This is a genomic window from Bacillus swezeyi (assembly GCF_001969815.1).
GTDB lineage: Bacteria > Bacillota > Bacilli > Bacillales > Bacillaceae > Bacillus > Bacillus swezeyi.
This window is the reverse complement of the sequence record NZ_MRBK01000006.1, coordinates 130,547-152,971: the sequence shown is the minus strand read 5'-3', so window position 1 is coordinate 152,971 and position 22,425 is coordinate 130,547. Positions and strand designations below refer to the sequence as shown.

The following is a 22,425-nucleotide window of genomic DNA, read 5'->3' as shown; positions in this document are numbered from 1 at the left end:
AATACTCCTCCTAATCCTCGGTCAGCCAGCTGCGCAGTAATTTAGCGAATTCTTCAGGCTTATCTTTCGCCATTTTTTCAAGCTGTTTTCGTCTGACAGTTTCTTCCGTCTCTTTTTCATTGTTAACATCTTCAACCCTTATTGGTTCCTGCGGCACCTCATACCATTCTTCCTCATACTCTTCATCTGCATTTTTGCGTCTTCTTGCCAGCCAGATGATGAAACCGATCAGCGCAATCAGTAGAGCTCCGCCTGCAATATAAGCCCAAAGCGGAATGCCGCCTGTTTCTTCCTCTTGATCCATTGTCTGCTTGCCGTCAAACGATTGAACAGATACAACGATTTTGTTTTCAACATCTTCGTCTGTCAGAGGCTCTTCCTCATAGTTTTTATCAATTGATGTTTTAACAATCGTAGAGAGGATTTTCTTAATGTCATCTTCCCTTTCGGCAGGGAGTGACTGCGGATTGTCGGCATCAGGCGGTTCAACCATGACCTGAACACCCAAATCTCTGATTTTATAAGGGCTCTCAGCGATTTCTTTGTGAATTCTGTTGACTTCGTTATTAATTCTTTCTTCGCTTTTTTCGTAGTCTCCGTTGCCGTTTTCGCCTTCTGCTTCGGCATAGTTGGTCACATCATTTTCGCCTGTTCCGTTGATGCCTCCGGCTTGTGCTCCCTGTCCGGAATAGGTTTCACTGACGCGTTCTGCACTGACGGTGATCCCTTCCATGTTTTCTTTGTCAACGGGCTCGACCAGGTCTTCCGTCCTGTTTTCTTTTGTAAAATCGATGTCAGATGTAACGGATACAACCACTTTATCCTGTCCCATCATGGTGCCCAGCATCGATTGAACTTGTCTTTGAAGGTCCTTTTCGATTTGAGCCTTGACTTCCCTCTGGGAAGAGTAGCTGTCCGCATAAGAGCCTGATTCTTTGCCAGTTTGATCGTAGTATGTGGAGTTTTGGTCCATAATGACGATGTTTTTCGGATCAAGGTTTGGCACACTTTTCGATACGAGATGATAAAGGCCGTTGATTTCATTCTGATCAAGCGTATAGCCCGGCTTCACTTGAAGCACGATCGAAGCCGAAGCTTCCGGCTTTTCCTCCCCGACAAAAACGGAGTCTTTCGGAAGGTTGATCATGACTTTTGAATCTTTAATGCCCTCGATGCCCTTTATGAGATTTGAAAGCTCGGTTTGGGTCGCTTTCACTTTCAAAACATCAAATTCGTTGTCCGTCATACCAAAACCGGCGTTTTCGCCAAAGAATGAGTAATCGATGCTTCCGCTTTTCGGAAGGCCCTCTGCCGCCAGATCAACTTTCAGTGTATCGACTTTTTCTTCAGGAACTTTGATGACAGAACCGTCGGTTGCAACTTCTGAAGGAATTCCTTTTTCATCGAGGACTTGTTTAATTTGGCCGGTTTCTTCAGCTGACAAATCCTTATATAGCGGCGCCATCTTATTTGACGAGGCAAAAATACCTATGATGATCGACAGGATGACCGCTGCAGCAAAAACGCCGACAATCAGTGTTTTCTGCAGTTTAGATCGATTTTTCCAAAAATCAGTTATTTTCGTTTTAATTTGCAATAAAGTACGATTCATCTTACTCCCCCGGTAGTTACACTAATTCTCTTCGCTTTCAGACTCCTTTCCTACATTTGCATTCTCATGATTTCCTGATAAGCTTCGACCGCCTTGTTGCGGAACTCTGTCGCTGCGGTTAGTGTAACACTAGCCTTCTGAGACGCGATCATGACTTCGTCCAGATTGACATCCTGACCGAGTGCAAGCGCGTTTGTCAGTTTATCAGATTCATTTTGAGATTGGTTTAAAGCATTGATAGAATCTTTCAGCACGTTTGAAAAGCTGACTTGGTTTTCAGAACCGGTCGGCTTGTTATGGATTTGGCTTGTTACGTTTGTTCCCGCTTGTGCGGATTGTACTTGAAACGGAGAGATTCCGTTGATCATCAGTGTCATCACCCTACTTTCCGATTTCTAAAGCTTTCATGAGCATTCCTTTCGTTGCGTTCATCGCAGTGACGTTCGCTTCATAAGACCTTGTGCTGCTCATTAAGTCCACCATCTCTTTTAGAGGATCGACATTTGGCATCTGAACATAGCCATCTTCGTTGGCGTCCGGATGTGTTGGATCATATACGAGTTTAAACGGTGTTTCGTCTTCGCTGATATTTGTCACCTTTACCCCTTCACCGATTCTGCTTGAGGCATTCATTGATGATTGAAGGACGGATGAAAAGGATTCGCCTTTCGGAGCTGTCGATACGAGCTTTCTTCTGTAAGGCTGCCATTCTCCGTCCACTCGTTTCGCTCTTGTTGTATCCATGTTTGCCAAGTTGGAAGAAACGGTATCCATTCTGACCCGCTGTGCAGTCAGAGCTGAAGCTGAAATGTTGATGCTATTGAATACCCCCATTATTTACCTCCCGTAATCGCACTCTTGAGTGAATTGAGTTTTCCGCTCATTCTTTCGACTAATGCTTGGTATTGGATCTGGTTTTTCGCCATGTCGCTCATTTCCTTGTCAATGTCGACATTATTTCCGTTTTCCTGATATGATGTCTGATTACTCGACACGACTGAATAATTTGACTCATTGCTTTTAAAGTCAATGTGTCTATAGTCTGTTTTTATAGCATTAAGGCGAGAGGACTCCTCATTCAGCACGTTTTTGAAAGATACTCTTTTCGCCTTATAGTTCGGTGTATCTACATTAGCGAGATTATTGGTTATGACTTTTTGCTTAACATTCGCTTGTCCCAAGGCTCCCTCTAGTCTATGTATTGTTCCTGAAAATATATCCACCACCAAATACCTCCAATCTTTTTCCAGCTGTCTTAAAATCTTGTCGAGAATTGTAAAAACCATAAGCCTATTGTAAGGAATAATAGGCTTAAAGTCTATGATCTGAGCGTAAAAAAAAATCGTAATATATATCTATTTTACGAATAGGTCTTTTGTACTAGATTATAAGGACTATGTAATGTTACAGATGTTAAACTTCTTGAAAATTATACTAACAAAACTTTATTTCGGTAATTCATCGCTTTGAATAAGCATTAATAGCGTTTTAGCTGCGAAAAAAATTACTATAGTATAATTAAAAAATGAAATAAAAAAAAGCTGCAGAACATATCGTTCTGCAGCGTCTTTCTTTAATGAGATTTCAACTTTTCTAATTCCATCAGGAATTTGTTGTTTAGGACTTTGATATACGTGCCTTTCATCCCTAACGATCTTGATTCGATGACACCGGCGCTCTCCAATTTACGCAGAGCGTTAACGATCACCGAGCGCGTAATGCCGACGCGGTCTGCAATTTTACTTGCGACGAGGAGACCTTCATTTCCGTCCAGCTCTTCAAAAATATGCTCGATCGCTTCAAGCTCACTGTATGACAATGAGCTGATCGCCATTTGGACGACTGCTTTGCTCCGCGCTTCCTCTTCAATTTCCTCAGCTTTCTCCCTCAGAATCTCCATTCCGACGACTGTTGCTCCATATTCAGCAAGAATGAGGTCATCGTCTTCAAATTTTGCTTGAAGACGGGAAAGAATTAAAGTTCCCAGTCTCTCGCCACCGCCAATAATCGGAACAACCGTTGTCAGCCCCGCTTGGAAAAGGTCGCGGTTTTCTACAGGAAATGCCGTATATTCGCTGTTGATATCAAGGTTAGATGATGTTTCCGGAATGTTGAACAGGCTTTTCGTATAATCTTCGGGAAATTGGCGTTCTTCAAGCATTTTCTTCATCCGGTCATTTTCAATCTGCTGATTAATAGAGAAACCGAGAAGCTTTCCTCTGCGGCTGACGACGAAAATGTTCGAATCAATTACATCGCGAAGCGTTTCAGCCATTTCTTTGAAGTTAACCGGCTTCCCTGCCGCGTTTTGCAGCATTGCATTAATCTTTCTTGTTTTTTGTAATAAAGCCATAATAAATGATCCTCCTAAATTACTCATATTTAATTGTTTATAAAATAAACTGGCTTAAATCCTTATTCTTGGCGATCGAACCTAGCTTTTCTTCCACATACTGCGGTGTGATGACGACTTGTTCCATCATCACGTCCGGAGCCTCGAATGACAGTTCTTCCAAAAGCCGTTCCAGAATGGTATGAAGCCTTCTCGCCCCGATGTTGTCTGTGTCCTGGTTCACATGATAAGCCACTTCTGCAATCTTACGAATAGCATCGTCAGAAAATTCAAGAGATATACCTTCAGTCTTCAATAAAGCTTTGTACTGCTTAAGAAGAGCATTGTCCGGTTCAATTAAGATTTTCACAAAATCTTCGATGCTCAGCTTTTTCAATTCAACCCTGATCGGAAAACGGCCCTGAAGCTCAGGAATTAAATCAGACGGCTTTGCCATATGGAATGCGCCTGCCGCAATAAAAAGCATGTGATCTGTTTTGACTGCGCCGTACTTCGTCATAACGGTCGAGCCTTCGACAATCGGCAGGATATCGCGCTGCACGCCTTCTCTTGAGACGTCCGCTGAAGAAGATGCTCCGCTTTTTTTGGCGATTTTATCGATTTCATCAATGAAGATGATGCCTGATTGTTCAGCTCTCAGCACAGCTTCCTGAGCGGCTTCATCCATATCGATCAGCTTTGCCGCTTCTTCATTTGTCAGCACCTTTCTCGCTTCTCTGACAGTAAGCTTGCGGGGTTTTTTCTTTTTCGGCATCAGGCTGCTGAGCGCATCTTGCATGTTCATGCCCATCTGTTCCATACCCGAGCCTTGAAGCATATCAAACATCGATGGCTGCTGTTCCTCAACCTCGACTGTGACATAATGGTCTTCAAGTTCGCCGAGGGCAAGCTGATGGGCGATCCGTTTCCGGTTATTTTCAATGTCTGCTTCTTCTTGTTTTTCCGCATCATCATTTTGCTGGTCCTGATTTCCGCCAAACAGCATTTCAAAGGGATTTTTTGCGCCCGACTGTTTTTTTCTTCCCGGTACGAGCAGGCGGACAAGCCGTTTATTTGCATTTTCTTCGGCGATGCCTTTTACTTCGTTCATTTTTTCTTCTTTGACGAGGCGGACAGAGGTTTCAACAAGATCTCTGACCATTGATTCAACATCTCTGCCTACATAGCCGACTTCCGTGAATTTCGTCGCTTCGATTTTCACGAACGGAGCTCCGACGAGCTTTGCGATCCGTCTTGCAATCTCGGTTTTCCCCACTCCCGTCGGGCCCATCATGAGTATGTTTTTCGGAACGATTTCTTCGCGCAGCTTTTCATCAAGAAGACTTCTTCTATAGCGGTTTCTTAAAGCAACGGCAACCGCTTTTTTCGCTTCGATCTGGCCGATGATGTACTGATCAAGCCGTTCGACAATCTGCTTCGGAGTCAGCGGCTTTTTTTCCATATGCCTCATATCCTTTCTACTCAAGTTCTTCTACAATGATTTGATCGTTCGTATACACACAGATTTCGCCCGCAGTTTCAAGAGCAGCTCTTGCAATTTGTTTAGCCTCAAGCTGTTCACCGGCATGACGTTTCAGCGCCCTTCCCGCAGCGAGGGCGTAATTTCCTCCGGAGCCGATCGCCAATATGCCGTCATCAGGTTCAATCACTTCCCCTGTTCCTGAAACGAGCAGAAGATTGTCGGCATTCATGACGATCAGCATCGCTTCAAGCTTTCGGAGAATTTTATCGCTGCGCCACTCTTTCGCAAGCTCGACAGCCGCCCGCTGCAAATTGCCGTTGTACTCCTCCAGCTTTGCTTCGAACTTTTCAAAAAGCGTGAAAGCGTCTGCAACAGAGCCCGCAAACCCGGCCATCACTTTTCCGTTAAACAGCTTCCTGACTTTTCTTGCCGTATGTTTCATGACGACAGCCTGGCCGAAGGTGACCTGGCCGTCTCCCGCCATCGCGCTTTTTCCGTTATGCCGGACGGCAAATATCGTTGTTGCGTGAAAAGATGACATAAATGAACCTCCTTTATTTCCCTTTATGTGCCCGAGGGTGATGAGACATATATGTCTTTCTGAGCATATCTTTAGATACATGCGTATACACTTGGGTTGATGAAAGATTTGAATGTCCAAGCAGTTCCTGAACGCTTCTGAGATCCGCCCCCTCATTTAATAAATGGGTGGCAAATGTATGGCGAAGCATGTGCGGATGTATATGTAATGTACCCGAAGTCTTCTTGACCAGTTCTCCTAAAATATAACGGACCCCCCTCGGGGTTAAAGGCCCGCCCCTTTGATTCAAAAAGACAAAGGGCCCAGGCTCTTTTGCTTTTGCCAGAAGGATGCGTCTTCCATTTTGAAAATATAGATCCAAAGCATCTCGGGCGAAAGAACCGAACGGAACATATCTTTGCTTTTTGCCTTTCCCGTGAACCAGCGCCGTATCTAAAAACAGGTCCACCTCAGATTCCTTCAAACTGCAAAGTTCGCTCACCCGCATGCCCGTAGCATAAAGAAGCTCTAACAGCGCCTGATTTCTTTGCCCAAGCGGAGTGTTCAGATCAGACATCCCGAACAATTCTTCAAGCTCCTTTTCATATAAAAACTTCGGAATCCTTTTATCCTGTTTCGGGAGACTGACAAGCAGAAACGGGTTTTCTTTTACTAGGTTTTCCCTTAACAAAAACTTATAGAAGCTTCGCAGAGCTGAAAGCTTTTTACTGATCGTTCTGCGAGTGAGGCCTTTTTCATGAGCTTCCGTCAAGAAAATTCTCACGTCCGTATAGGTCACGTCCTCAAAGCCCTTGATTCCCTGAACGCTTAAAAACAGTTCAAACTCTTCAATAGAAGAAATGTAACCCACAATTGTATATTTTGAATAATTCTTTTCTATTTGTAAATATTCAATGAATAAAGTTAAAAAATTCTTAACATTTGCCATGACTCCACCTCTTCGAAAAGGGCTTTTAAATGTTATCACATAACAAGTTGATCTGGCAATGAATAACTATAGCGTTTTCGCAATATTTCGAATTGTCTCTAATGCGCGCGAAGCGTACTGTTCATTTCGCTCCTGCTTATTTTTGATTTTAACCCCCAATTCCTTGAAAAGCCCAAAATTCGCATTCATCGGCTGAAAGTTTTTCTTGTTCGTTTCCGTAATGTAATGGGCCATGCTGCCGATCGCCGTCTCATTTGAGAATGTGACCGGTTCTTTTCCCAGGACAAGGCGAGCTGCATTGATGCCGGCGGCAAGCCCTGAAGCCGCTGATTCCACATAGCCTTCAACCCCTGTCATCTGTCCGGCGAAAAACAGATCGTCACGCTTTTTAAACTGATAGGTTGCGTTTAACAGACTCGGCGAATTGATGAACGTATTTCTGTGCATCACCCCGTAGCGGACGATTTCAGCCTGTTCCAATCCGGGAATGAGACGGAGCACTTCTTTTTGATCGCCCCATTTGAGGTGGGTTTGAAAGCCGACAATATTGTAAAGCGTCCCTGCAGCGTCGTCCTGTCTCAGCTGAACGACGGCATAAGGGCGTTTATCCGTTTTAGGATCTTCAAGCCCCACCGGCTTCATCGGGCCGAACAGCATCGTTTTTTTGCCCCGTTTGGCCATGACTTCGATCGGCATGCATCCTTCAAAAAAGATCTCTTTTTCAAACTCTTTCAATGGAACGGTTTCCGCCGACACAAGGGCGTCATAGAACCTGTCAAACTCTTCTTCTGTCATTGGACAGTTCAGATAGGCGGCCTCTCCTTTGTCATAGCGGGATTTTAAATATACTTTGTTCATATCAAGGCTGTCTTTTTCAACAATCGGTGCGGCGGCGTCATAAAAATACAGGTAATCTTCGCCTGTCAGCTGCCGCAGCTGTTCAGAAAGAGATTCAGAAGTAAGCGGGCCTGTCGCGATGATTGTCGGCCCTTCCGGAATGCCCTTCACCTCTTCGTTGAGGACTGTGACATTCGGGTGATTTTTGACCTTTTCGGTTACATTTGCAGCGAATTCATGCCTGTCAACGGCAAGCGCTCCGCCGGCAGGAACTGAACATTGATCAGCGGCATCGATAATCGCAGAGTCCAAAATCCGCATCTCTTCCTTTAATACACCTACAGCATTCGTTAAAGAATTGGCGCGAAGCGAGTTGCTGCAGACAAGCTCTGCGAATTTATCCGTATGGTGCGCCGGTGTCTGTTTGACAGGCCTCATTTCATATAAGCGGACATTGATTCCGCGTTTGGCCAGCTGCCATGCCGCTTCGCTTCCGGCAAGTCCTGCACCGATCACATTAACTGTTTGATTCATATTTACATCTCCTAATATTATGAATTGAATTGTCCTTTTAACACAACAAAGAAGGTGAGCAAAGTCCTGCTCACCGCTACTTTTGTTGTTCTTCCTTATAATCGCAATTCACGCATTGTACCTGAACACCTTTTTTAAGCTTTTTCTCTACAAGCATGTCCTCGCATTTCGGACATTTTCGTTCAAGCGGTTTATCCCAGGATACAAATTCGCATTCAGGATAGCGGTCACATCCGTAAAAAATACGGCGTTTTTTCGATTTACGCTCGACAATGTTGCCGGTTTTGCAGGATGGACATTTAACCCCGATCTCTTTTACGATCGGTTTTGTGTTTCGGCAGTCTGGAAAATTGGAGCACGCCATGAATTTTCCGTAGCGGCCCATTTTATATACCATCGGGTTGCTGCATTCTTCACAATCGACCCCGGCATACTCAGGTTCGATTTCGACTTCCTGCATCTCGGCTTCCGCTTTTTCAACGCGCTTTTCAAAGTCCTTATAGAAGGAATCGATGATCTGCACCCACTGAATGTTCCCGTCTTCAACGCCATCCAGTTCTTTTTCCATTTTGGCCGTAAACTCGACGTTAATGATTTCAGGGAAAAATTCCATAATCAAGTCAAGCACGATTTGTCCGAGCTCTGTCGGTAAAAAGCGTTTATTATCAAGGGCTACATATCCCCGTTTTTGAATGGTGTCAAGCGTCGGAGCGTATGTGGAAGGACGCCCGATGCCCAGCTCTTCAAGGGTTTTGACGAGCCTTGCCTCCGTATAGCGCGGAGGCGGCTGGGTGAAGTGCTGTTCAGGTTCGATATCCTTCGAAAGAACAGTGTCACCTTCAGCCAAGTTAGGAAGCATTTTATTCTTCTCTTCCATCTGGTCGTCTCTGCCTTCAACATAGACTTTCATAAAACCTGAAAACTTGACTTTACTCCCGTTTGCGCGAAATGTCAACCCGTTGTTTTCAAGGTCAACGCTCATCGTATCAAGGATAGCCGGAGCCATTTGGCTTGCCACAAAGCGCTCCCAGATCAGCTTGTAAAGGCGCAGCTGGTCTCTTCCCAATAAAGCCTTCAGATCAGCAGGCTTTCTCATGACAGAAGTCGGCCTGATCGCTTCGTGCGCATCCTGTGCATTTTCATTTTTTTTGGCCGGCTTTCTTTTGTTCCCCAAAAATTCTTTGCCGTAATTGTCGCCGATATATGATGATGCCTCTTCCTGAGCAGAGTTTGAGATCCGGGTTGAATCCGTTCTCATATAAGTGATCAGCCCGACTGTTCCTTCTTTTCCAAGGTCGATCCCTTCATATAGCTGCTGAGCGATCATCATCGTTTTCTTCGCCCGGAAATTCAGTTTTCGCGCCGCTTCCTGCTGAAGCGTAGAAGTTGTAAACGGCAAAGCCGGGTTTCGTTTACGTTCTTTTTTCGTTACCTTTTTGACATCAAACGCATTGCCTTTGATCTGTGAAAGAATTTTTTTGACATCATCTTCGCTTTTCAGCGGATGCTTTTTGCCGTTCATTCCGAAGAAGCTGGCTTCAAACGATTCTTTTCCTTTTAAAAATGTGCCTTCAATCGTCCAGTATTCTTCCGGTTTAAATTCGTTGATTTCTTTCTCGCGGTCAATGATCAGGCGGAGTGCAACCGATTGTACGCGTCCGGCGCTCAGCCCTTTTTTGACTTTTTTCCATAATATCGGACTGATCTTATAGCCGACAAGCCGGTCAAGAATCCTTCTCGCCTGCTGGGCGTCGACAAGATCCATGTTGATCATGCGCGGATGCTTAAATGAATCTTTGATCGCTTCTTTTGTGATTTCATTAAACACCACTCGGCAGTCAGAATCCAAGTCCAAATCAAGACTGTGGGCAAGATGCCATGCAATGGCCTCCCCTTCTCTGTCGGGGTCGGCTGCAAGAAAGACTTTTTTAGCTTTTTTTGCGGCTGTTTTTAATTCCTTCAACACGGGGCCCTTCCCGCGGATCGTAATGTATTTTGGTTCAAAATTCTGCTCGATGTCAACTCCCATTTGGCTTTTCGGCAAGTCTCTGACATGGCCCATCGATGCTTTGACTTTGTATTTTTTTCCTAAGTATCGTTCAATCGTTTTGGCCTTCGCAGGCGATTCCACGATGACTAAGTATTCGGACATAACATTATCCCCCTCAAGAGGTCTTCTCTCTCTTTTCAATTTAGCCTTTTTATTGTATTCATCATAATCGTCGTTTATATAGTCATTATTTTAATAAAAAGCGTCTGAATGTAATCTTCCTATATGATGAACGCCGATTAAAGCGTTTAAACTTGAAATCCTCACTATTATTAAATATTCGAATACAGTTTGTCAAACGATAATTCTAAACAGGTTCCGTATATTGAACATTGGAAGGCGGAAGTTCGCTGAGAATATCATTGATATCACATACAAGTTTCGCCCCTTCCTGAATCAGCCTTGCGGGTCCCAGCGAGTTCCTGTCAAAGATTGAACCCGGCACTGCAAACACTTCCCGCCCTTGTTCAAGTGCCTGATAAGCTGTGATGAGCGAACCGCTTTTTTCCTTTCCTTGGATGACAATAATTCCTTCTGTCAAACCGCTGATCAGCCGATTTCGCATTGGAAAGTGCCATTTTTGAGGTTTTGTGCGGGGAAGGTGCTCAGATACCAAGAGGTGGTCTTCAGCCATCTGTTCGGCAAGCTGGCGGTTTTCACGGGGATATAAGTGGTTGAATCCGCCGGCGATGACTCCGATTGTCGTTCCATTTGAACGGATGCTCTCTTGATGGGAGAGGCCGTCGATTCCTTTTGCAAGCCCGCTGACGATCGTCCAGTCTTTTTTACTAAGCTCCCTCGCCAGGTAGGCTGCGGCTCTTTTCCCATATGAAGAAGGATTTCTCGTTCCCACGATGCCGATCAGTCTATGCTGATCAAGAAGTTTTTTATGGCCTTTTAGAAAAAGTACAGGGGGCGGGTCATGGATCATTTTCAATGAGGGCGGGTAATCAGGAGAGGAAATCGCAATCATGTCCACTCCGTCTGCCTGATAGGCTCTGATGAGGCGCTTGACATTTGGGAGCTCTTTTTCGGCAAGCTTTCGAATGGCGGATAGATCAGATCGATTGGCCGAAAGCTTTGTTAAAGGGTGTGTGTTTTTGCCTGCAAGTGATAAAGAAGGGTCTGCTTTCCACCATTTAGAAAGCTGAACAGGGGGGAGAATGCCGTGAAGGCGGAGCAAAATCAAAAGTTCGCTTTTTTCATTCATTCAAAAACCTCCATAAAGATTGATCACGAAAACATTCGGAAAGTACCATACAAACATCATCAAGATCAAAAATCGGGAATAGACCATCCGGCCTATTCCCTCATCACCTGAAGTTTAGTGGGTCTTGCATTTTTCGTAAAGACCTTTTTCTTTTAAAACGTTGATGAGTGTTTCACCCATGACAGAAGGCGTTTCCGCGACTTCGATTCCACAGGCGTTCATCGTTTTAACTTTTTCATCTGCCGTTCCCTTTCCTCCGGAAATGATGGCGCCGGCATGCCCCATCCGTTTTCCTGGAGGAGCCGTTTTTCCGCCGATGAAGCCGACAACAGGTTTGGTCATATTTGCTTTGACCCATTCAGCCGCTTCCTCTTCAGCCGTTCCGCCGATCTCTCCGATCATGATCACGGCATGTGTATCAGGATCTTCATTAAATGCTTTCAACACATCGATGAAGTTCGTGCCGTTCACCGGATCTCCGCCGATGCCGACTGCCGTCGACTGACCGACCCCAGCTTCAGAAAGCTGATGAACCGCTTCATATGTAAGGGTTCCTGAACGCGATACGACACCGACGTGACCTTTTTTATGAATGTAGCCGGGCATGATCCCTATTTTGCATTCCTCCGGCGTAATGACTCCAGGGCAGTTCGGACCGACAAGACGCGTTTTCTTGCCTTCCATATACCTTTTCACTTTCACCATGTCAAGCACCGGAATATGCTCGGTAATGCAGATGACGAGATCAAGCTCTGCATCTGTCGCTTCCATAATCGCGTCTGCTGCAAAAGCTGCCGGAACATAAATGACAGACGCGTTCGCTCCTGTCTCTTTTACAGCGTCTTCCACCGTGTTGAACACAGGCACTCCTTCAACCTCTGTGCCGCCTTTTCCCGGTGTCACACCGCCGACAATTTTCGTGCCGTATTCAAGCATCTGCTTTGTATGAAACAAAGCGGTTGAACCTGTTATCCCCTGAACAATGACTTTTGTGTCTTTATTAACAAATACACTCATTTTGGTCCCCTGCCTTTCTTACTTCACTAAGGATACGATTTTCTGCGCGCCGTCAGCCATTGATTCCGCAGACGTAATATTGAGTCCTGAATCATCGAGAATCTTTTTGCCGAGATCTACATTTGTTCCTTCCAAACGAACGACAAGAGGCAATGTCAGCCCCACCTGCTTCGTCGCTTCAACAACACCTTCGGCAATGATGTCACATTTCATGATGCCGCCGAAAATATTGACAAAGATCCCTTTGACATTTTGATCTGATAGAATGATCTTGAACGCTTCCGTTACCTTTTCTGCTGTTGCGCCGCCTCCGACGTCAAGAAAGTTGGCCGGTTCCCCTCCGTAATGTTTAATAATGTCCATGGTTGACATCGCAAGTCCCGCTCCGTTAACCATGCAACCGATGTTTCCATCGAGTGAAATGTAGCTTAAATCATATTTTGACGCTTCAATTTCTTTAGGATCTTCTTCATCTAGATCTCTGTACTCCAATATGTCTTTTTGCCTGTATAATGCATTGCTGTCAAAGTTAAGCTTGGCGTCGAGCGCCATCACTTTTCCGTCCCCTGTCACGACGAGCGGGTTGATTTCAGCAATGGAACAATCCTTTTCAATAAATGCTTTGTACAAGCCCATCATAAACTTAACGGCCTGGCCGACAAGTTCTTTTGGAATATTGATGGCGAAAGCGATTTTTCTCGCTTGATAACTTTGCAGTCCGACAGCCGGATCGATTACTGTTTTGACGATTTTTTCCGGCGTTTTTTCAGCGACTTCCTCAATTTCTGTTCCGCCTTCTTCAGAAGCCATCAGGACGATTCTCGAAGTCGCCCTGTCAAGGACAAGACCGACATAGTATTCCTTTTTAATGTCGCAGCCTTCTTCAATAAGTAAGCGTTTTATTTCTTGGCCCGCCGAACCTGTCTGGTGTGTGACAAGCGTTTTGCCCAGCAATTCATCCGCATAGGCCTTTACTTCGTCTTTTGATTTTGCAATTTTTACCCCGCCTGCTTTGCCTCGGCCGCCTGCGTGAATCTGAGCTTTCACGACATAAACCGAGCTGGTCAGCGCTTCTGCCGCTTTGACCGCTTCATCTGCTGTAAAGGCCACTTTACCTTCCGGAACAGCCACTCCGTATTTTCTGAGGACCTCTTTCCCTTGGTACTCATGGATATTCATTTCCCATCCTCCTAACTTATGTAGCAAAAATAAAAATAGACTGCGCTTTCATTTTATATAATCATAGAAAGATTGTCTAGGTTTCGATGAGAAATCGTAAAATCCTTCTAAACATTCAAACTTTTATTTTATTAAAAATATAAAAATTAATAGAGGGAATGTCCTTTTTCACAAGGTCATTCCCTCTTTTTCATCTTTTCGTCAAGCGTATAGATAAATGAAAAAATCTCAGCGACGATCTCATAGAGCGCTTCCGGAATATGATCGTCAAGCTCCAAATGGCGCATTAATTCGACAAGAGTCGGATCTTCCTGAATCGGAACCCCTGCTTTTTGCGCCTCTTCAATGATCTTTTCGGCTGTGTATCCAGAGCCTTTGGCCACCACTTTGGGCGCTTTGTCTTTCATCTCATTATAATGCAGTGCAACGGCTTTTCTTAATGGAGAAGATTCCTTCATATTTTCACATCCAAGGCACTTTCTGTGACCTGTTCAAACTGGCTTTCCATAAACGGGGCGATTTCAATGTTCTCCCGTTTTTTTGCGGTGACGCCCGATAGACTGTAGCCTAATTTTTTCAGGTTTTCCTTTAAAGGGGGGATCAGCGGTTCGATGAGCGGCCCCACATCATAGCCGGTCTCAAGCGTGACGGTCATGACGTTTTGCTGGATCAAGCAATCGACCACCGTCTCTTCCAGCGCCTCCAATTGAAGATAAAACATGAGACGGCATTGGGAAGGATCAATTTTTCCGTCCTCTTTCTTTTGTCCTTTCAAGAAAACCGTTAAATCTTGCACCCCATTCTTTGAAAACAGGGGGTATGAAAGAAACAGCTGGTTTTGGGCCGACTGGTCATTCTGCAAAAACAGCTGTCCGTTTAAGCGGTGAAAAATTTGGTCGGCTTCCTGCTTGACAGGTGCGGGAAGATCGGATGAATGCCTGATTTCATTGAGCACTAGCTTTAAAGACTGAAGCCCTTGATCTTTGAGTGTACCTCCGTTTTCAATCGCTTTCAGAAAAGAGAGTTCATCTTTGACGCCCAAAAGGGTTTTCATTTTGGCAAGAACAGCTAGTGCATCCGCTTTATTCGTCAATGCGGGCGCTGTTTCTTTGATGATATTCTGCAATACTTCCTTTTCTTTGTTCGTTAAACCCTCCAAGCCGGTTTGAGCCGCTGCCGATTCCCTCGCTTCCAGCGATTTGATCCAGTTTGCCGCTTCTTTGACCGGAATTGTTCCGTTTCGCTCAGCGAGTGCGGTCAATTTTGCGAGCAGCTCTTTTGCAGCCTCTGCTTCCAGGCTCTGCGACTTCGGAAGAACACCTTTTGCTTCTTGTCCGGCAAAACTCGCCGGGATTTCGGCTGCCGTTTTTGGCTGGGAAAGTCCCCGTTCAGCTGTATGTGCCGGCTGAAGCGGCTGAACGTTCTGCTGCTCTTTGCCTGCCGGACTGAGTTGCTCTCTGAGCGTTTGCATCAGCTTTTCGGCATGCACTTCAGTCTCCGCTTCCAAAATCGGCAGCAGCGCATTTTTTAATTTTTCCAAGCCTGCCGTATGCTGCTGCTCCCGGCTCGCCATTTCATAAGTCCGGGCGATCTGCCGGTTGAGCGGCACAGGATCTTTCACGGCCAGAATGGAATCAAGCACGCCCGGATGGACGGGAAGCTCGCGCTTGATAGCGAACATAACGGCATCCGCTCCTTTTTGAGCGTCAGCCTTCGGCAGGTTTTCAAGCCATTTGATGGCTGCCTTTAAATCATTTTCTCTGATGGGCTGCTGCTCTTTCAGCAAAGCCCCGACTAAAAATACGGCTTCCTTCGTTCTTTTCAGCGAGAGCCCGTTTAACAGCTTGTGGGCGGCATCCTGCACCGTCTTTGGGTTTTTGTCAAACGCTTCAACGACCTGAAGGCGGCCCATCTGTTCATCAAGCTGTTTTTCATATGAAAACCAATAGTGCGCGCCTGCTTTAAGAGGCGCTTCAAGCTTTCCTTGCCATTTTGTATTGCCGATCTGAATTTCGGCAAACTGCTCACTGATGAAGCGAAGCACTTTGCCGAGCACCAGTCTTTTCTGGTCCGTCTCTGTCCCGCTGATCCGTTGGAGAGAATCGGCATGTTCAAGTTGTTTTGTTAAGCTGTTATGTATATCGTTCAGCATCATCAAAGTCCGTCTCCCTCCGGCAAGTTATTCATAAGCTTTAACAGGGGCGAACGATCTTCGGTGAATCGGCGACGGTCCGTTTTTGGCAAGGGCTTCGAGATGCTCCTTTGTTCCGTAGCCTTTATGCTTATCAAACCCGTAGAGCGGATACTTTTCAGCATATTCATCCATCAGCCTGTCTCTCGTCACTTTTGCAATGCATGCACCGGCAGCGATAGACGCGCTTTTGGCATCCCCTTTTATGATCGAGGACTGCTGTATATGTAGAGGAAGTGACATCGCGTCGATTAATAGATAATCCGGATCGGTATTCAGCGCTTGGACCGCTTTCATCATCGCCGATTTTGACGCTTCATAAATATTCAGTTCATCGATCTCTGCTGCGTCCGCAATTCCGACGCCGATAGCGAGCGCTTCTTCCATAAGGTATGAATAGTAGTCTTCTCTTTTTTGTTTTGAAAGCTTTTTCGAATCCGTGAGCCCTAATATTTCACAGTCTTTTCTTAAGATGACGGCGGCGGCAACGACCGGACCTGCCAAAGGGCCCCTTCCGGCTTCATCGATTCCGGCGATGTATTGATAGCCGCGTTCACTCAGCGAGTTTTCAAAAGACATCATCATCCGCCAATCTTCCTGCATGGCCAAAAGCCTTTCATTTTTCTTCAGCCACGCGTTTATGAGCGTTTGAACGCTCTTTCGTTCATCTTTTTTGCACTGTGCTATAAAAGGGTCTTTTTCATCCTTCACCGATTGAAGATGTTCTTTAATTTCTTTTACGGTTAATGTTTTCACTTTCTCTTCTCCCCTAGTTTTCTTATCGGCGCTCCTCTCCCAAAAATAAAGGCCCGCCTTTTTTAAAAGCGCGCCTTTTTTACATGTTTTCCGGTTTTTCAAAAGAGAGCGGGCCGAACTTTTCCGTACGGATATCCCGAATGATCACTTCTGTCGTCTTGTCATAATTAATGGCGCCTCCCGCCATGAGACAGCCGCGTTTTTTTCCGATCTCATCAAACAGCTCTGCGATTTCTTGAGGAATTTCAGCTAAGTCATAACGTTTTTTTAAACGATCGGGATAGTGTTCTTCCAAAAAGCGCAGACCGAAAACAGCGACATCCTGCAAGTTGATAATGGAATCTTTAATGGCGCCTGTTGCCGCCAGCTTTAACCCGACAAGCTCGTCCTCAAACTTCGGCCATAAAATCCCCGGCGTATCGAGAAGCTCAAGCTCTTTTCCGACTTTCACCCATTGCTGGGCAGTCGTGACGCCCGGTCTGTCACCTGTTTTGGCGATATTTTTTTTCGCGAGACGGTTGATCAAGGTCGATTTACCGACGTTTGGAATGCCGACGATCAGCGCCCGGATCGCCCGCGGCTTCACACCTTTCGCTTTCATTTTATCAAATTTTTCTTTGAGCAGCTCTTTGGAGGCCGGAAGAATTTGATTCAGTCCCTGTCCGTTGACCGAGTTAATGGCGAGCGAGGGAATCCCGTCTGCTTCAAAATGCTTTTTCCACTGGTTTGTCACGGCCGAATCTGCTTTATCGGCTTTATTGAGCAGCATGATTCTCGGTTTGTTTTTCAAAATGTCTTCGATCATCGGATTTCTTGAAGACATCGGAAGTCTGGCGTCGACCAATTCATACACAATGTCGATCAGCTTTAGTTTTTCCGTTACTTCCCGCCTGGCTTTGGCCATATGCCCGGGAAACCACTGGATTGCCATATGATGGACACCTTCTTTCTGTTATTGCTATTCTTTTAATGGTGCGGTGCATTTATACTTCTTTTACAAAAAAAGAGCTTGTTATGGTTAACAAGCTCTTTTCGTTCGTTATCATTATCGTCTGATTTCTTTAATACGAGCCGCTTTTCCACGAAGGTCGCGCAAGTAATAAAGTTTCGCACGGCGTACTTTACCATGACGGACAACTTCGATTTTCGCGATTTTCGGTGTGTGCAATGGGAATGTACGCTCAACTCCGACACCGTAAGAAATCTTACGAACTGTGAAAGTTTCACTGATTCCGCCACCACGACGCTTAATCACAACACCTTCAAATACCTGAATACGCTCACGGTTACCCTCGACAACTTTAACGTGTACACGTAAAGTATCACCAGGACGGAACGCAGGCAAATCAGTGCGCAATTGTTCTTTTGTGATATCTTGAATCAATTTTTGCATCGTCTTCAACTCCTTCCAACAGATGCTCATGAGCGAATAGCCGCCACAGCGGAACATCGTTTTCAAACTTGAACGAGTTCGCCCGTTCAAGTCACAAGTAGTATCATATCATACCTTTTCACAAGGTGCAATAGAATCTAGCGGTTTTCCCACTCAGAAACCCATTTTCTTTCTTCATCTGACAAAGGATAGTTTTCGAGAAGGTCGGGCCGTCTTAAAAAGGTTCGTCTGAGCGACTCTTTCCGTCTCCATTCTTTGATTTTCGCATGGTTTCCGGATGTGAGTACATCTGGCACCTTTAAGCCATTATAATCTGCCGGCCGTGTGTAGTGAGGGTGTTCGAGCAGCCCGGTGCTGAAGGAATCTTCAAGGTGTGACTCTTCCTTGCCGAGCACACCCGGCAAAAGCCTGACGACGCTGTCGGCAATCATCATCGCCGGCAGCTCTCCGCCTGTCAGCACAAAATCCCCGATTGAAATCTCGTCTGTTGAAAGGTGCTCTCTGATCCGTTCATCATACCCTTCATAATGGCCGCAAATGAACATTAAATGCTTTTCTTTCGCCAGCTCTTCCGCTTTCCTTTGTGTATAGCGCTCCCCTTGGGGGCAGACAAGAATGATTCTTGGAGATCCTCCGGCTTCATCGGTCAGCTTTTCGACCGCATCAAAGACAGGCTGCGGCTTCAATACCATACCTGCACCCCCGCCGTACGGATAATCATCCACTGTCTGATGCTTATTGTCGGAATAAGCGCGGAAATTCACCACATGAAAATCGACGGCGTTCTTTTCCTGTGCCTTCTGCAGAATGGACGAGCCAAGCACACCTTCAAACATTTCCGGAAAAAGCGTTAAAAAATCAATTCTCATTCGTCAAGTAACCCTTCCATGATATGAATCTTGATTGTTTTGTCTTCGATGCTGATGTCTTTGACGACGGCATCGATATAAGGGATGAGCGCGTCTTTCTTTCCAGGCCTGGCCACCACCCAGACATCATTGGCGCCTGGCGTTAAAATTTCTTTTACCTTGCCGATTAAATCCCCGTCTTCTGTGAAAACGTCACAGCCGATAATCTCATGAAAGTAGTATTCGTCTTCTGCCAATTGGCTTAATTGATCTTCGGGAACTTTAATCAAGGCATTTTTTAGTTTTTCGGCTTCCGTAAGCGTTGGGACCTCTTCAAATTGCAAGAGGTGAAATTGTTTATGAAGCCTGTGTGTGCTGACGGTTGCCTGAACAGGCTCCTCTTTTCCCTCCATAAACAAGTACAGCGTGTTTCCAGGCTTGTACCGTTCTTCGGGAAAATCGGTTCTAGAAATCACGCGGACCTCACCTTTTACTCCATGAGTATTTACAATTTTCCCTACATTAAACCATTGTTTCAGCATTTCTTCACCTCGGACGAATTTCAATGACGATTCCGTCTTCAATCACGATTATTTTTCCAGCCGTCATATCATGCCAATTGTCACCGACTTCAATGTTCAACAAAGCATCAATTTCTTTCTCTTTCACTTCACTGCCTAATGGAAGTGTGTGAATTTGATTGATTTGAAAAACGATCATTTTGATTTTGTCCTGGCGTTTTTCAATTTCTTTTTTAAATGATTCAGTTGCTGCCGGGTTGTGGTGTTCCTTTTCGTGTTTTCTGAGCTGAAAATAAAGCTGGTTGCATTCGCGCTCAAGAATTTCTTTTCGTTCTTCAAAAGAAGACAGCAGCTTTTTCTTGCTGTTTTCAGTTAAAACTTGCATGACGGTAACACGTTGGATAATTTGCATGGCATCATCACCTACTGTCCCGTGATTTTTACTTCCTCTGAAATCTGGCAGCCTGGCATGCTGGCAATTGGAATCGTTCATCTTTTTCTATTTTTCTCTCATGATAAAAAAGGGGGAGGTTTTCACCCTCTCCCCTTAGTCTGCGATCTCAAGTTGAACTTTCTTAGAAGACTGTGCGCCGGCCGCAAATACGACAGAACGTATCGCTCTTGCAGTCCGCCCTTTTTTTCCGATGATCTTGCCGGTATCCTCTTTGTTGACAGAAAGGCGGAAGATCATCCGTTGAGGATTTTCCTCTTTGAATACCTGAATATCATCCGGGTGATCCACAAGCGGTTTGACCAATGATACAATCAGCTCTTCCAAGTGCAGATCACTCATTACTTGCTTTGTTTAGCGTTGTGGAATTTTTCCATAATGCCTTCTTTAGAGAAAAGGTTGCGAACCGTATCAGACGGTTTAGCTCCTGTTTGAAGCCATTTAAGCGCAAGCTCTTCGTCAATTTTGACTTCCGCTGGTTTTACCACCGGGTTGTAAGTTCCGACTGTTTCGATGAAACGGCCGTCACGCGGTGAACGAGAATCTGCTACAACAATACGATAGAAAGGAGATTTTTTAGCTCCCATACGTTTTAAACGAATTTTTACTGCCATTTTACTAGCACCTCCGAAAATATTTCAACAAGATAGTATATTAACAATGATAAAAGTGTTTGTAAAGTGTTTTTTCTTAACAACGTTTTTATCATTTGAAAACAGGTTACATAAAGGGCAGTTTAAACCCTTTTTTCTTCCCTTTTGACATGTTTGTCATCTGTTTCATCATTTTTTTCATTTCTTCAAACTGCTTCAAAAGACGGTTGACTTCCTGGACGGATGTTCCGCTTCCTTTTGCAATTCGTTTGCGTCTGCTGGCATTGATGACCTCAGGCTGCTCTTTTTCTTTCCCGGTCATCGACCTGATGATGGCTTCCACATGGCTGAGCTGCTTTTCGTCAACCTGCACGTTTTTCAAGCCTTTCATCTTGCCTGCCCCGGGCATCATTTGAATCAGCTCATCAAGCGGTCCCATATTGCGGACCTGTCCGAGCTGTTCTAAAAAGTCATCAAGCGTAAAGCTCATATTTTTCATTTTCTGCTCGAGCTCTTTTGCCTTTTCTTCATCTACGTTGGCCTGGGCTTTTTCGATCAGGGTCAGCACGTCGCCCATGCCGAGAATCCGCGAAGCCATACGCTCAGGATGAAACGGCTCAAGCGCATCAAGCTTTTCGCCCATTCCGGCGAATTTGATCGGCGTGTTGGTCACAGCGCGGATCGACAAGGCCGCACCGCCTCTTGTGTCGCCGTCGAGCTTTGTCAGGATGACGCCCGTCACACCGAGCTGTTCATTAAAGCTTTTGGCAACGTTGACAGCATCTTGACCTGTCATGGAGTCAACGACAAGGAAAATCTCTTCCGGCTGAGCGGTTTCTTTTACCTTTTCAAGCTCATCCATCAGCTCTTCATCGATATGAAGGCGTCCGGCCGTATCGATGATGACATAGTCGTGGTGGTCTTCTTTCGCCTTTTCGATCGCCTGTTTGGCAATATCGACAGGGCTGACCTGATCCCCCAGTGAAAATACAGGCATATCAAGCTGCTTCCCAAGCGTTTCCAGCTGTTTGATTGCAGCCGGGCGGTAAATATCTGCTGCGACGAGCAGCGGGCTGCGGTTATGTTTTTTGCGAAGCAGGTTGGCAAGCTTTCCTGTCGTCGTCGTTTTACCGGCCCCTTGCAGACCGACCATCATGATGACGGTTGGCGGACGTTTTGCAGCCGCGATTTTGCTTTCTTCGCCGCCCATCAGCTCCGTCAGTTCTTCTTTGACGACTTTAATGACCTGCTGCCCCGGTGTCAGGCTTTGCATGACGTCCTGTCCGACAGCGCGTTCGCTTACCTTTTTCACAAAGTCTTTGACAACTTTAAAGTTGACATCCGCTTCAAGAAGCGCTAAACGGACTTCGCGCATCATCTCTTTGACGTCTTGTTCCGTTACTTTTCCTTTTCCGCGGATTTTGGAAATCGTTTGCTGCAGTCGGTCGGCTAATCCTTCGAATGCCATATTAAGTGCCGCCTCCTAATCTAATTTCTCAAGCGCATCAATCAAGGAAGCTGCTTCAGGCTGACCGTCAGCCAGCTCTCTCAGCTGCTCGAAAATCTGTTTGCGCTCTTGAAATTTTTTAAACAAAAGTAGCTTTTCTTCATATTGCTCAAGCATTGCTTCGGTCCGTTTAATGTTATCATAGACAGCCTGCCTTGAGACATGATATTCTTCAGCTATTTCGCCAAGGGAGAAATCGTCTAGGTAGTAAAGCGACATGTAGCTTTTTTGTTTTGATGTCAACAACGACTGATAGAAATCAAATAAATAATTCATTCTCGTTGTTTTTTCAAGCGTCATGAGACTCTCCCCTTTGTTAAGTCAAATCCCTTTACGATACATTAGTTTACGCTGAAATTTTTCATCTGTCAAGTTTTTATCTTGTCATGATGATGTTTGTTTTGATTGAAAAAGAACCCCCCGGAAAAAGGAGGTTCTCTCG

Annotated in this window: 25 protein-coding genes; all 25 read right to left on the bottom strand. The window is 45.3% G+C overall.

The features are described from left to right. Nucleotides 1-10: 10 nt before the first annotated feature. On the bottom strand, nucleotides 11-1,612 hold the full coding sequence (gene fliF / locus BTA30_RS06850; RefSeq protein ID WP_076760514.1) for a flagellar basal-body MS-ring/collar protein FliF: 1,602 nt from the start codon (nucleotides 1,610-1,612) through the stop codon (nucleotides 11-13). A 50-nt stretch (nucleotides 1,613-1,662) separates the two neighbouring features. Next, on the bottom strand, nucleotides 1,663-1,980 hold the full coding sequence (gene fliE, locus BTA30_RS06845) for a flagellar hook-basal body complex protein FliE (RefSeq protein ID WP_076760513.1): 318 nt from the start codon (nucleotides 1,978-1,980) through the stop codon (nucleotides 1,663-1,665). Nucleotides 1,981-1,993: 13 nt separating this feature from the next. Continuing rightward, entirely contained in the window at nucleotides 1,994-2,446 is a 453-nt protein-coding gene (gene flgC, locus BTA30_RS06840; RefSeq protein ID WP_076760512.1) for a flagellar basal body rod protein FlgC, read from the bottom strand. After that, nucleotides 2,446-2,835 carry a flagellar basal body rod protein FlgB gene (gene flgB / locus BTA30_RS06835; protein WP_076760925.1) on the bottom strand — a complete coding sequence of 130 codons (390 nt, stop codon included), beginning with the start codon at nucleotides 2,833-2,835 and terminating at the stop codon, nucleotides 2,446-2,448. Before flgB ends, flgC begins: the two co-directional genes overlap by 1 nt. A gap of 350 nt (nucleotides 2,836-3,185) precedes the next feature. Beyond that, nucleotides 3,186-3,965 (bottom strand): GTP-sensing pleiotropic transcriptional regulator CodY, encoded by a 780-nt coding sequence (gene codY / locus BTA30_RS06830; RefSeq protein WP_076760511.1) that lies wholly within the window; start codon nucleotides 3,963-3,965, stop codon nucleotides 3,186-3,188. A gap of 37 nt (nucleotides 3,966-4,002) precedes the next feature. After that, a complete protein-coding gene (gene hslU / locus BTA30_RS06825; RefSeq protein ID WP_076760510.1) occupies nucleotides 4,003-5,406 on the bottom strand; it encodes an ATP-dependent protease ATPase subunit HslU in 1,404 nt (467 codons plus the stop codon). A 16-nt stretch (nucleotides 5,407-5,422) separates the two neighbouring features. Next, the gene (gene hslV, locus BTA30_RS06820; RefSeq protein WP_076760509.1) at nucleotides 5,423-5,968 is read right to left on the bottom strand and encodes an ATP-dependent protease subunit HslV; all 546 of its coding nucleotides are present in this window, start codon (nucleotides 5,966-5,968) and stop codon (nucleotides 5,423-5,425) included. A 13-nt stretch (nucleotides 5,969-5,981) separates the two neighbouring features. Continuing rightward, entirely contained in the window at nucleotides 5,982-6,896 is a 915-nt protein-coding gene (xerC, locus tag BTA30_RS06815) for a tyrosine recombinase XerC (RefSeq protein ID WP_076760508.1), read from the bottom strand. A 66-nt stretch (nucleotides 6,897-6,962) separates the two neighbouring features. Beyond that, the gene (gene trmFO / locus BTA30_RS06810; protein ID WP_076760507.1) at nucleotides 6,963-8,267 is read right to left on the bottom strand and encodes an FADH(2)-oxidizing methylenetetrahydrofolate--tRNA-(uracil(54)-C(5))-methyltransferase TrmFO; all 1,305 of its coding nucleotides are present in this window, start codon (nucleotides 8,265-8,267) and stop codon (nucleotides 6,963-6,965) included. 76 nt (nucleotides 8,268-8,343) lie between these two features. Beyond that, nucleotides 8,344-10,419, bottom strand: a complete 2,076-nt coding sequence (gene topA, locus BTA30_RS06805) for a type I DNA topoisomerase (RefSeq protein ID WP_076760506.1) — start codon at nucleotides 10,417-10,419, stop codon at nucleotides 8,344-8,346. Nucleotides 10,420-10,624: 205 nt separating this feature from the next. Next, nucleotides 10,625-11,527 (bottom strand): DNA-processing protein DprA, encoded by a 903-nt coding sequence (gene dprA, locus BTA30_RS06800; RefSeq protein ID WP_076760505.1) that lies wholly within the window; start codon nucleotides 11,525-11,527, stop codon nucleotides 10,625-10,627. 114 nt (nucleotides 11,528-11,641) lie between these two features. Then, entirely contained in the window at nucleotides 11,642-12,544 is a 903-nt protein-coding gene (gene sucD, locus BTA30_RS06795) for a succinate--CoA ligase subunit alpha (RefSeq protein ID WP_076760504.1), read from the bottom strand. 18 nt (nucleotides 12,545-12,562) lie between these two features. Continuing rightward, nucleotides 12,563-13,723, bottom strand: coding sequence for an ADP-forming succinate--CoA ligase subunit beta (sucC, locus tag BTA30_RS06790; RefSeq protein WP_076760503.1), 1,161 nt, complete (start codon nucleotides 13,721-13,723; stop codon nucleotides 12,563-12,565). Between the two features lie 176 nt (nucleotides 13,724-13,899). Further along, the gene (locus BTA30_RS06785; protein WP_076760502.1) at nucleotides 13,900-14,181 is read right to left on the bottom strand and encodes a FlhB-like flagellar biosynthesis protein; all 282 of its coding nucleotides are present in this window, start codon (nucleotides 14,179-14,181) and stop codon (nucleotides 13,900-13,902) included. After that, on the bottom strand, nucleotides 14,178-15,878 hold the full coding sequence (locus BTA30_RS06780) for a hypothetical protein (protein ID WP_076760501.1): 1,701 nt from the start codon (nucleotides 15,876-15,878) through the stop codon (nucleotides 14,178-14,180). The genes BTA30_RS06785 and BTA30_RS06780 overlap by 4 nt, the downstream gene beginning before the upstream one ends. Nucleotides 15,879-15,902: 24 nt before the next feature. After that, a complete protein-coding gene (gene rnhB, locus BTA30_RS06775; RefSeq protein WP_076760924.1) occupies nucleotides 15,903-16,670 on the bottom strand; it encodes a ribonuclease HII in 768 nt (255 codons plus the stop codon). Nucleotides 16,671-16,749: 79 nt separating this feature from the next. After that, the gene (ylqF, locus tag BTA30_RS06770; protein WP_076760500.1) at nucleotides 16,750-17,601 is read right to left on the bottom strand and encodes a ribosome biogenesis GTPase YlqF; all 852 of its coding nucleotides are present in this window, start codon (nucleotides 17,599-17,601) and stop codon (nucleotides 16,750-16,752) included. Nucleotides 17,602-17,715: 114 nt separating this feature from the next. Then, nucleotides 17,716-18,063 carry a 50S ribosomal protein L19 gene (rplS, locus tag BTA30_RS06765; protein WP_076760499.1) on the bottom strand — a complete coding sequence of 116 codons (348 nt, stop codon included), beginning with the start codon at nucleotides 18,061-18,063 and terminating at the stop codon, nucleotides 17,716-17,718. Between the two features lie 137 nt (nucleotides 18,064-18,200). Further along, on the bottom strand, nucleotides 18,201-18,932 hold the full coding sequence (trmD, locus tag BTA30_RS06760; RefSeq protein WP_076760498.1) for a tRNA (guanosine(37)-N1)-methyltransferase TrmD: 732 nt from the start codon (nucleotides 18,930-18,932) through the stop codon (nucleotides 18,201-18,203). Continuing rightward, nucleotides 18,929-19,453, bottom strand: coding sequence for a ribosome maturation factor RimM (gene rimM, locus BTA30_RS06755; protein ID WP_076760923.1), 525 nt, complete (start codon nucleotides 19,451-19,453; stop codon nucleotides 18,929-18,931). Before rimM ends, trmD begins: the two co-directional genes overlap by 4 nt. Nucleotides 19,454-19,457: 4 nt before the next feature. Further along, on the bottom strand, nucleotides 19,458-19,844 hold the full coding sequence (locus tag BTA30_RS06750) for a YlqD family protein (RefSeq protein WP_076760497.1): 387 nt from the start codon (nucleotides 19,842-19,844) through the stop codon (nucleotides 19,458-19,460). Between the two features lie 135 nt (nucleotides 19,845-19,979). Then, entirely contained in the window at nucleotides 19,980-20,225 is a 246-nt protein-coding gene (locus tag BTA30_RS06745) for a KH domain-containing protein (RefSeq protein ID WP_076760496.1), read from the bottom strand. Then, the gene (gene rpsP, locus BTA30_RS06740; RefSeq protein WP_076760495.1) at nucleotides 20,225-20,497 is read right to left on the bottom strand and encodes a 30S ribosomal protein S16; all 273 of its coding nucleotides are present in this window, start codon (nucleotides 20,495-20,497) and stop codon (nucleotides 20,225-20,227) included. The genes BTA30_RS06745 and rpsP overlap by 1 nt, the downstream gene beginning before the upstream one ends. A 106-nt stretch (nucleotides 20,498-20,603) precedes the next feature. Further along, complete coding sequence (ffh, locus tag BTA30_RS06735; protein ID WP_076760494.1) at nucleotides 20,604-21,944, bottom strand: signal recognition particle protein; 1,341 nt, start codon at nucleotides 21,942-21,944, stop codon at nucleotides 20,604-20,606. A 15-nt stretch (nucleotides 21,945-21,959) separates the two neighbouring features. After that, nucleotides 21,960-22,283, bottom strand: coding sequence for a putative DNA-binding protein (locus tag BTA30_RS06730; protein ID WP_076760493.1), 324 nt, complete (start codon nucleotides 22,281-22,283; stop codon nucleotides 21,960-21,962). Between the last annotated feature and the right edge of the window lie 142 nt (nucleotides 22,284-22,425).

What these genes read in the sequence shown, in the direction of transcription:
- topA (WP_076760506.1), bottom strand. Translation starts at nt 10,419, where the DNA reads ATGTCCGAATACTTAGTCATCGTGGAATCGCCTGCGAAGGCCAAAACG.
- ffh (WP_076760494.1), bottom strand. Translation starts at nt 21,944, where the DNA reads ATGGCATTCGAAGGATTAGCCGACCGACTGCAGCAAACGATTTCCAAA.
- ylqF (WP_076760500.1), bottom strand. Translation starts at nt 17,601, where the DNA reads ATGGCAATCCAGTGGTTTCCCGGGCATATGGCCAAAGCCAGGCGGGAA.
- dprA (WP_076760505.1), bottom strand. Translation starts at nt 11,527, where the DNA reads ATGAATGAAAAAAGCGAACTTTTGATTTTGCTCCGCCTTCACGGCATT.
- fliF (WP_076760514.1), bottom strand. Translation starts at nt 1,612, where the DNA reads ATGAATCGTACTTTATTGCAAATTAAAACGAAAATAACTGATTTTTGG.
- rimM (WP_076760923.1), bottom strand. Translation starts at nt 19,453, where the DNA reads ATGCTGAAACAATGGTTTAATGTAGGGAAAATTGTAAATACTCATGGA.
- BTA30_RS06750 (WP_076760497.1), bottom strand. Translation starts at nt 19,844, where the DNA reads ATGCAAATTATCCAACGTGTTACCGTCATGCAAGTTTTAACTGAAAAC.
- fliE (WP_076760513.1), bottom strand. Translation starts at nt 1,980, where the DNA reads ATGATCAACGGAATCTCTCCGTTTCAAGTACAATCCGCACAAGCGGGA.
- hslU (WP_076760510.1), bottom strand. Translation starts at nt 5,406, where the DNA reads ATGGAAAAAAAGCCGCTGACTCCGAAGCAGATTGTCGAACGGCTTGAT.
- trmFO (WP_076760507.1), bottom strand. Translation starts at nt 8,267, where the DNA reads ATGAATCAAACAGTTAATGTGATCGGTGCAGGACTTGCCGGAAGCGAA.
- sucD (WP_076760504.1), bottom strand. Translation starts at nt 12,544, where the DNA reads ATGAGTGTATTTGTTAATAAAGACACAAAAGTCATTGTTCAGGGGATA.
- sucC (WP_076760503.1), bottom strand. Translation starts at nt 13,723, where the DNA reads ATGAATATCCATGAGTACCAAGGGAAAGAGGTCCTCAGAAAATACGGA.
- BTA30_RS06780 (WP_076760501.1), bottom strand. Translation starts at nt 15,878, where the DNA reads ATGATGCTGAACGATATACATAACAGCTTAACAAAACAACTTGAACAT.
- trmD (WP_076760498.1), bottom strand. Translation starts at nt 18,932, where the DNA reads ATGAGAATTGATTTTTTAACGCTTTTTCCGGAAATGTTTGAAGGTGTG.
- xerC (WP_076760508.1), bottom strand. Translation starts at nt 6,896, where the DNA reads ATGGCAAATGTTAAGAATTTTTTAACTTTATTCATTGAATATTTACAA.
- hslV (WP_076760509.1), bottom strand. Translation starts at nt 5,968, where the DNA reads ATGTCATCTTTTCACGCAACAACGATATTTGCCGTCCGGCATAACGGA.
- codY (WP_076760511.1), bottom strand. Translation starts at nt 3,965, where the DNA reads ATGGCTTTATTACAAAAAACAAGAAAGATTAATGCAATGCTGCAAAAC.
- flgC (WP_076760512.1), bottom strand. Translation starts at nt 2,446, where the DNA reads ATGGGGGTATTCAATAGCATCAACATTTCAGCTTCAGCTCTGACTGCA.
- rplS (WP_076760499.1), bottom strand. Translation starts at nt 18,063, where the DNA reads ATGCAAAAATTGATTCAAGATATCACAAAAGAACAATTGCGCACTGAT.
- BTA30_RS06785 (WP_076760502.1), bottom strand. Translation starts at nt 14,181, where the DNA reads ATGAAGGAATCTTCTCCATTAAGAAAAGCCGTTGCACTGCATTATAAT.
- BTA30_RS06745 (WP_076760496.1), bottom strand. Translation starts at nt 20,225, where the DNA reads ATGAGTGATCTGCACTTGGAAGAGCTGATTGTATCATTGGTCAAACCG.
- rpsP (WP_076760495.1), bottom strand. Translation starts at nt 20,497, where the DNA reads ATGGCAGTAAAAATTCGTTTAAAACGTATGGGAGCTAAAAAATCTCCT.
- BTA30_RS06730 (WP_076760493.1), bottom strand. Translation starts at nt 22,283, where the DNA reads ATGACGCTTGAAAAAACAACGAGAATGAATTATTTATTTGATTTCTAT.